General features: G+C 61.4%; 6 protein-coding genes and 1 pseudogene. 1 reads left to right on the top strand and 6 read right to left on the bottom strand.

All coding sequences use genetic code 11. The features are described from left to right. Both fliG and fliF read right to left on the bottom strand, forming a co-directional pair. Positions 1-271 (bottom strand): annotated as a pseudogene (gene fliG / locus ACOVRJ_RS15125) (flagellar motor switch protein FliG); the annotation flags it as partial. A 36-nt stretch (positions 272-307) separates the two neighbouring features. Next, positions 308-1,993 carry a flagellar basal-body MS-ring/collar protein FliF gene (gene fliF / locus ACOVRJ_RS15120; protein WP_422044663.1) on the bottom strand — a complete coding sequence of 562 codons (1,686 nt, stop codon included), beginning with the start codon at positions 1,991-1,993 and terminating at the stop codon, positions 308-310. Positions 1,994-2,232: 239 nt separating this feature from the next. Between fliF and fliE the strand changes: the two genes are divergently transcribed. Beyond that, positions 2,233-2,556 carry a flagellar hook-basal body complex protein FliE gene (fliE, locus tag ACOVRJ_RS15115; RefSeq protein ID WP_422044662.1) on the top strand — a complete coding sequence of 108 codons (324 nt, stop codon included), beginning with the start codon at positions 2,233-2,235 and terminating at the stop codon, positions 2,554-2,556. Positions 2,557-2,631: 75 nt separating this feature from the next. Here fliE and ACOVRJ_RS15110 read toward each other — a convergent pair whose 3' ends face one another. The 4 genes from ACOVRJ_RS15110 to fliD form a co-directional block, all read right to left on the bottom strand. Continuing rightward, positions 2,632-3,423 carry a flagellar brake protein gene (locus ACOVRJ_RS15110; RefSeq protein WP_422044661.1) on the bottom strand — a complete coding sequence of 264 codons (792 nt, stop codon included), beginning with the start codon at positions 3,421-3,423 and terminating at the stop codon, positions 2,632-2,634. Positions 3,424-3,471: 48 nt separating this feature from the next. Then, positions 3,472-3,771, bottom strand: a complete 300-nt coding sequence (locus tag ACOVRJ_RS15105) for a flagellar protein FliT (RefSeq protein WP_422044660.1) — start codon at positions 3,769-3,771, stop codon at positions 3,472-3,474. 63 nt (positions 3,772-3,834) lie between these two features. Then, on the bottom strand, positions 3,835-4,215 hold the full coding sequence (fliS, locus tag ACOVRJ_RS15100) for a flagellar export chaperone FliS (RefSeq protein ID WP_422044659.1): 381 nt from the start codon (positions 4,213-4,215) through the stop codon (positions 3,835-3,837). Positions 4,216-4,549: 334 nt separating this feature from the next. Beyond that, on the bottom strand, positions 4,550-6,007 hold the full coding sequence (gene fliD / locus ACOVRJ_RS15095; RefSeq protein ID WP_422044658.1) for a flagellar filament capping protein FliD: 1,458 nt from the start codon (positions 6,005-6,007) through the stop codon (positions 4,550-4,552). Positions 6,008-6,090 lie beyond the last annotated feature (83 nt).

Raw genomic sequence — 6,090 nt, 5'->3', positions numbered from 1 at the left:
GATTGGCCTTGTCTTCGCCCAGGGCCTTGCGCAGCACTTGGCGCACATACTCGTCAGTGTCGGACACCAGGGTGCTCTGGGTCTCGGCCACCTTGTCGAAACGGGTCAGCACCTGTTCGACCTTTTCGCGGTCGACCACCTTCAGCTTGGCGATGGTTTCGCCCAGCTTTTGCACTTCCTTCGGCGCCAAATGCTTGAACACCTCGGAGGCTTCTTCCTCGCCGAGGGACATCAGCAAAATGGCTGCGTCTTCTACACCTTTGTCGTCCATGATCTTGTGCGGTAGGAGGTGGGTGTGGGCGGGGGATCAGTCGGTTTCGCCGGCAATCCAGTTGCGCATGATGTTGGCCACGGCAATCGGGTTGTCCTTGGCCAGCTGACGGGCGCGCTCCAACTTGTCGTTCACGGCCGGCGCTTCCAGGGCGGGCAGACCGCCAGGACCCAGGACCACGGGCAACTCGTTCGCGTCGTCGACCACGGCGTTGAGCTCGTTCTTTTCTTCGGGCGGCGCAGGCGGTGGATAGGCGGCACGCAGGGCCGGACGGACCATGCCAAAGACCGCGATCAAGGCCACCGCCACCAGGGCCAGCGGCACCACGGAAGCGCGCAGCATGTCGACCACAAAAGGTTGCTGCCACAGCGGAACATCGACCGGTGTCGATTTGTCGACCATGAAGGGGGCGCTGATGAGCTTGAGCGAATCGCCGCGTTCCTGGCTGAAGCCCATGGCCTCTTTCACCAGTGCGGTCAATTTGTCCAACTCTTCTTGCGAAACCGGCGCGGTATTGGTCTTGCCCTTGGCGTCGGTGGTGCTGCGGTGGTTCAAGACCACGGCGGCGTTCAGTCGGCGCACATTGCCGGTGGCGTTGCGGGTCACCCGCACGGTCTTGTCGAGCTCGAAATTCGTGACGGCTTCGCGGCGGCTGCTGGTGCTGCCGCCGGTGGCGCCTGCGGCTTGCAGCGGCGCGGCTTGGCCGGTGATCGGGGCGGTGGCGGGGGCGGGCGGTTGGTTGCCGGCAGCGCCAGGCACGCCGGTAGGCAGGGCCGGGTTGCCGTTGGTGGATTCGTTGGTCTGCGAGCTGCGCACCGAGACTTGCGCGTTCTGGCCTTGGTTGGGCTTGAACTCCTCGGCGGTGGACTCGACTTGCGAGAAGTCCACATCGGCGGTCACGGTGGAGCGCAGGTTCTCGCGGCCCACCACCGGCTCCAGCAGTTCGTAAATGCGCTTGTTGAAGTTGGCTTCGATCTGCTGTTTGTATTGCAGCTGCTGGCTGTCCAGCCCGGTGCCGTTGTCGTTCGACTGGTTGGAGAGCAGGGCGCCCGAATGGTCCAAAACGCTGACGGCCTTGGGCGCCAGATCGGGCACGCTGGCCGACACCAGGTGAACGATGCCGGCGATTTGCGCGCGGTCAAGCGTGCGGCCGCCGCGCAGGGTCAGCATCACCGAGGCGCTGGGTTTTTGCTGCTCACGGAAGAAACCGTTTTGCTGCGGCATGGCCAGGTGCACGCGGGCATCGGCCACGTCGGCCAGGGCGGTGATGGTGCGGGTCAGCTCGCCTTCCAGGCCGCGCTGGAAGTTCAGTCGCTCGTTGAACTGGGTCTGGCCGATGGAGGTCTTGTCCATCAATTCGAAACCGACCGTGCTGCCCTTGGGCAAGCCGGCCGAAGCCAGCTTCATGCGCACGTCGTAGACCTGGCTCGCCGGTACCAAGATGGTGCCGCCGGCCTCATGGCGGTAGGGCACGTTCAGCGTGGTCAGCTGGCTGATGACGGCGCCGCCGTCTTTGTCCGACAAGCCGGTGAACACCGGGCGGAAGTCACCTTGATTGCTCCACAAGGTGATCGCCAAGACCGCTCCGGCCAAGGTGGCCAAACCCAGGCCCATCATCACCTTGCTGCGCGTAGGCATGGCGGCCAGGCGGGCGCCAAAGCCGTCGCCGCTGCTGGGGGCCAGCGGAAGGGTCGTGACGGCGGGGCTGATGGCGTTGTCCATGGGGCGGCGGCTGAGAGAGCGTGAAGGTGTGAGCAGGAAGAACCGGATGAGAGCTAAATCACGGTTGGCCTGCGGAGCTTTCCGATGTGATGAATTATTCGGATTTGCCCCCTTAAGAAAGCGGCGAACAAGCCGAGGAAGGGGTCGCAGTTCGCGCCTTCAGATCGTGAACAAATGCCTAGGATTCATCCCATCGTCACTGCGGCTATTGCTCTGCAGTTGGCGCCCACGGAGTTGTGATGGACCTGAAGCTAAAACCGTTTGATTTCGCCCAAGCCGCCGCCCGCGCCGGCCTGGGCGTCAATGGTCAGCCCCTGGCCAAGACCCGTGAAACGGCTGGCGCCAGCTTTGGGGACGCCATGGCGCAGGCGATGCGGGGTGTCAGCGCCTCGCAGAGGGAAGCCTCTCGATTGCAGCGCGAGGTGCAACTGGACAATCCCACGGTCAGCCTGGAAGAAACCATGATTGCCATGCAGAAGGCCCAGTTGGGCTTCCAAGCCACGCTGCAGGTTCGCAACCGACTGGTGTCGGCTTATTCCGAAATCATGAACATGCAGGTCTGAGACCTGGGCAAACCCGGCGGACGCCGAATCCTGGTTTTTGCCGCAGCTCAGTGCTTGGCGGGCGCGGTGCCCGGTTCAAGCTTTGCTTTTGCTCAGCATCCGGGCCAGTTTTTGGGTCTGGTCGATGAAGCGCTGCAGGCGCAGCTGTGAGTTCATGTCCATGTTCGTGAACAGCAGGCCCAATTGCCGGCCGGTGTTGGGCTCATGGCATGGACGGTCGGACTGCAGGCGCAGTCCGGTGTTGATGCGGGTCTCCCGGTCCAGCTCGATTTGTGCTTGGACCCACTCAAAACCCGTGGGGAAGGGGGCATGCTCGGGGGGCAGCAGCAAAGCCACGCCGCCCAGACTGAGGTCCAAGATGCGCAGGCGCAATTCCTGATCCGGCTTGGTGGGGTGTTTCAGCCGAACATGCGGTGTGCGGGTGTTGGGGCGGACTCGAAAGGCTTGGCGGCGCTGGAAGCGAAACATCTGGCTTGGCAAGGCCGCGCGCAACTCTCTCGCTTGTTCACGCTCCGATCCCTTCACCAGCATCAAAGCATCGAGATCAAACTGCAGCCGGATTTGGTCCAAATAGGCGACTGCGCTGACCTCGGTGCCACTGATCAGGTCTTGCAGTTCTGGCGCATCGCTACGGACTTCAAACGCCAGACCCGCGTGAGGCTCATCCACGGCGATGAGGGTGGTGCTCAGGTTCTGGCCGGCAGGGGTGCTGAGGTTGATGCGGCAAGCCTGCGTTTGCAGGATGCGCAGGTAGGCGATGATTTCTGCCGGAGCAGAAACGCGAAATTCGCTCGGTTCGCTGGGCTGAGGTTCAGCCACGGCGGACGGAGCGAATCGTTTTTTTTCTGGGTGGGCGTCGCGGCTCATGCGTGCGTTCAGGCTGCCGCCGGATGAAAAGCCGGCGGCTGAGTTTGCTCAGTGCAGGGTCTTGCTCTTGCCGGTCAACACCTGATTCAAATCATCCAACCAGGGTTCGGCCAGATGACGGATCTCGGCGTCGTTGAGCAAGATGCGTTGCATGATGCGCGTCTTGAGTTTGTTCTCGTCCGGTGCCAGCTTTTCGTTAGCGGCCGCGTGCTTCAACTGAGAGATCAGCAGCACACAAGCGCCTTCAAGCTTGACGACTTCGTCCCAATTGCCGGTTCGAGCGGCGCACAACATATCGGCGCTGGCTTGCTCAATGGCTTCGTAGTAGCTCAGGAGTTGGGTATTCATCGCGAGTTCCGCTGGAGACTGTGAGGTGGGGGAAATAAGGGCGGGTTCGTTTCGGGCGAGGGCTCAGGTCGCGCGCAGGACTTCTGGCGCGTGGGAAATGGCCATCCAAGCTTCACGCACAGGGGTCAGGATGCGCTGGCACTCCTCAATGGCTGCGGCATCGCCATGCAGATTCGCACGGGTCAGTCGCATGCAAAGGTAGGCGTAGAGCTCATTCAGATCCCCCGCGAGCGGCCCGGCTTGCATGTTCAAGCTGGCTTTCAGGCCCTCATCAAGAATTCGTACGGCACGGCTCAACGAGCGGTTCTTCAACTCGGTGTTGCCCGTCTCGATGGCGCTGCGAGCTTGGTTCATCGCCTCGAACACGCCGTCAAACAACATGGTGACCAGTCGGTGAGGACTGGCGGATTGAACATCGGTTTCCAAGCCCACCTTTTGGTACATCGACGCGCGCTGGTTGCGTGATGCAAAAGGGGACGCTGAGTTGCCGTACATAGAGTGCTTTCGATAGGGGCCTTGTTGTTTAAGTTTTCGACCTGGGACGCCAAAACTTGAGTGACTCACCTGACCGATCAGTGCAACTTTCCGGGCCGTTTTTGAAAGTGTTTGTGACGGGTGTGACATCTGCCCGCCGCGAGCGCATGGCCAGCTGCGCTTGGGGCTGGGGCGGTCGAAAGCGTTGACTTGGCGAGGGCGTTCAGAAACGAAAAAAGCGGCCTCGTTTGAGGCCGCTTTGCGATTGAGCGGGATGCGGGGCTGTGCGCCCAGCGGCGCGTGACTACTTCACCAGATTTTTCATCTGTTGATTGACATAGGTCGACAGCCCGCTGAGTTGCCCCATCTGCACATCCAGCGCGGTGTAGCGGGCGCGCAGGCGCTTCTCGGTCAGGCTGACCTTGGTTTCCAGTCGCTCGGCGGACTTGCCGTTGTCGTCGATGCTCTTTTTGAGTCCAGCTTGCCGTGTGGACAGCCTGCCATCGACACCCAACTCCTGATCGGCAAACTTGCGCAGCTGTTGGGCCAGTCCGTTGTTGCTGCTGTTGCCGCTGTCGGTCCCCATGAACATCTGCTTGAGGTTGGGGATGTCGGCCAAAGCGGCCTCGAGCTTGGTGCTGTTGAGCTTGAGCGTTCCATCGGCGCTCGGATCCAGACCGATGTCTGAAAAGCGAGTGAACTTGCCGCCTAGGGTGGTCGTGCCTCCGGCCACGATGCGCATCTGAAAATTCATGCCTACCACGCTGGTTTCACCCTGCAGCGCGCCCGCAGTCTTGCTGCCCGCGTCGTACTTGGTTTGGTCGCGCATCAAGGTGGCCGCAGCGTTGTACGCGGTCATGAAGTCCGTGATGGTCTTCTTGATGGCCTCTTTGTCTGGGCCGACACCGAGGGTGACGGGAGAGCTAGTGGGCTTCAAGAGTCCAATCGTCAGACCTTCGATCGAGTCTTTCAGGGTATTGGAGGCCGAATCGATCTTCAGACCGTTGAGAAGGACTTCGGCATTGCTGGCCCCCTGATCCCTGTTCATGAAGGGCACGGAGACGCCAGGGTTGTAGGCGAAGGCCGAGAGACCGTTGTTGTCATCGATGCCGTCGTCATCGGTCACACTGATGCGAAAGCCGTTCATTTCGCCGGTTTCAGACGAGCGCATGACCAAGCGAGCGCCACTGCTGTCTGTGATGATGGAGGCCTGCACCCCCGCACCGGCCGCATTGATCTTGTCTCGAATTTGACTCAGCGAGTCATTGCCCGCCGTGATATCAATCGACACGGCGGTGCTTCCTGCCTTGGCGGCGAAGCTGGGCAAACCTGGCGGGTCACCAGGTGCGGGCGTTGGCGCATCCGTCCATTTGCCCAACTCGATGGTGATGCGGCCTTGGCCGATCGCACCGGTTGTGGGTTTGACGCTGCTGGAGATCGATTGCACCGACGCCAAGCGATTGACCTGAACCGCGATATTGCCTGCCGGCGCGCCGGCTCCGGTCGTGACAGAAACTGCACTGGTGTCGCTGGACGTGCCGAGATTGGCGCCCCAAGTGTTGACCGAGGTCAGCTTGCTGGCAGCGTCGCGCATGGCGGAGAGGGCAGCCTGCACCTTGCCATAGGATGACAACTGGCTTTGTAGCTTGTCGGTCCGGGCCTTGAGTTGGTTGATGGGCGTGCGTTCGACGGCCACCAGTTTGCCGATCAGCGACTCAATGTCGAGGCCGCTGCCGATTCCTGCCGACGTGATGCTAGGCATGAGACTGCTCCCGGAAACACTACAAGTGCAAAAGACCGATAGGCATGAGCTCTATCGGCCATTTGCAAGAGAACCTTGAGGGT

Origin of the sequence: Roseateles sp., from assembly GCF_049240545.1 — a bacterium.
In the GTDB taxonomy this organism is placed as follows: Bacteria; Pseudomonadota; Gammaproteobacteria; order Burkholderiales; family Burkholderiaceae_C; genus Paucibacter_A.
The sequence above is the reverse complement of the archived record's forward strand: the minus strand, read 5'-3'. Positions and strand labels throughout refer to the sequence as shown.

Coding starts and splice junctions, on each gene's coding strand:
- ACOVRJ_RS15110 (WP_422044661.1), bottom strand. CDS start 3,423: ATGAGCCGCGACGCCCACCCAGAAAAAAAACGATTCGCTCCGTCCGCC.
- fliE (WP_422044662.1), top strand. CDS start 2,233: ATGGACCTGAAGCTAAAACCGTTTGATTTCGCCCAAGCCGCCGCCCGC.
- ACOVRJ_RS15105 (WP_422044660.1), bottom strand. CDS start 3,771: ATGAATACCCAACTCCTGAGCTACTACGAAGCCATTGAGCAAGCCAGC.
- fliS (WP_422044659.1), bottom strand. CDS start 4,215: ATGTACCAAAAGGTGGGCTTGGAAACCGATGTTCAATCCGCCAGTCCT.
- fliF (WP_422044663.1), bottom strand. CDS start 1,993: ATGGACAACGCCATCAGCCCCGCCGTCACGACCCTTCCGCTGGCCCCC.
- fliD (WP_422044658.1), bottom strand. CDS start 6,007: ATGCCTAGCATCACGTCGGCAGGAATCGGCAGCGGCCTCGACATTGAG.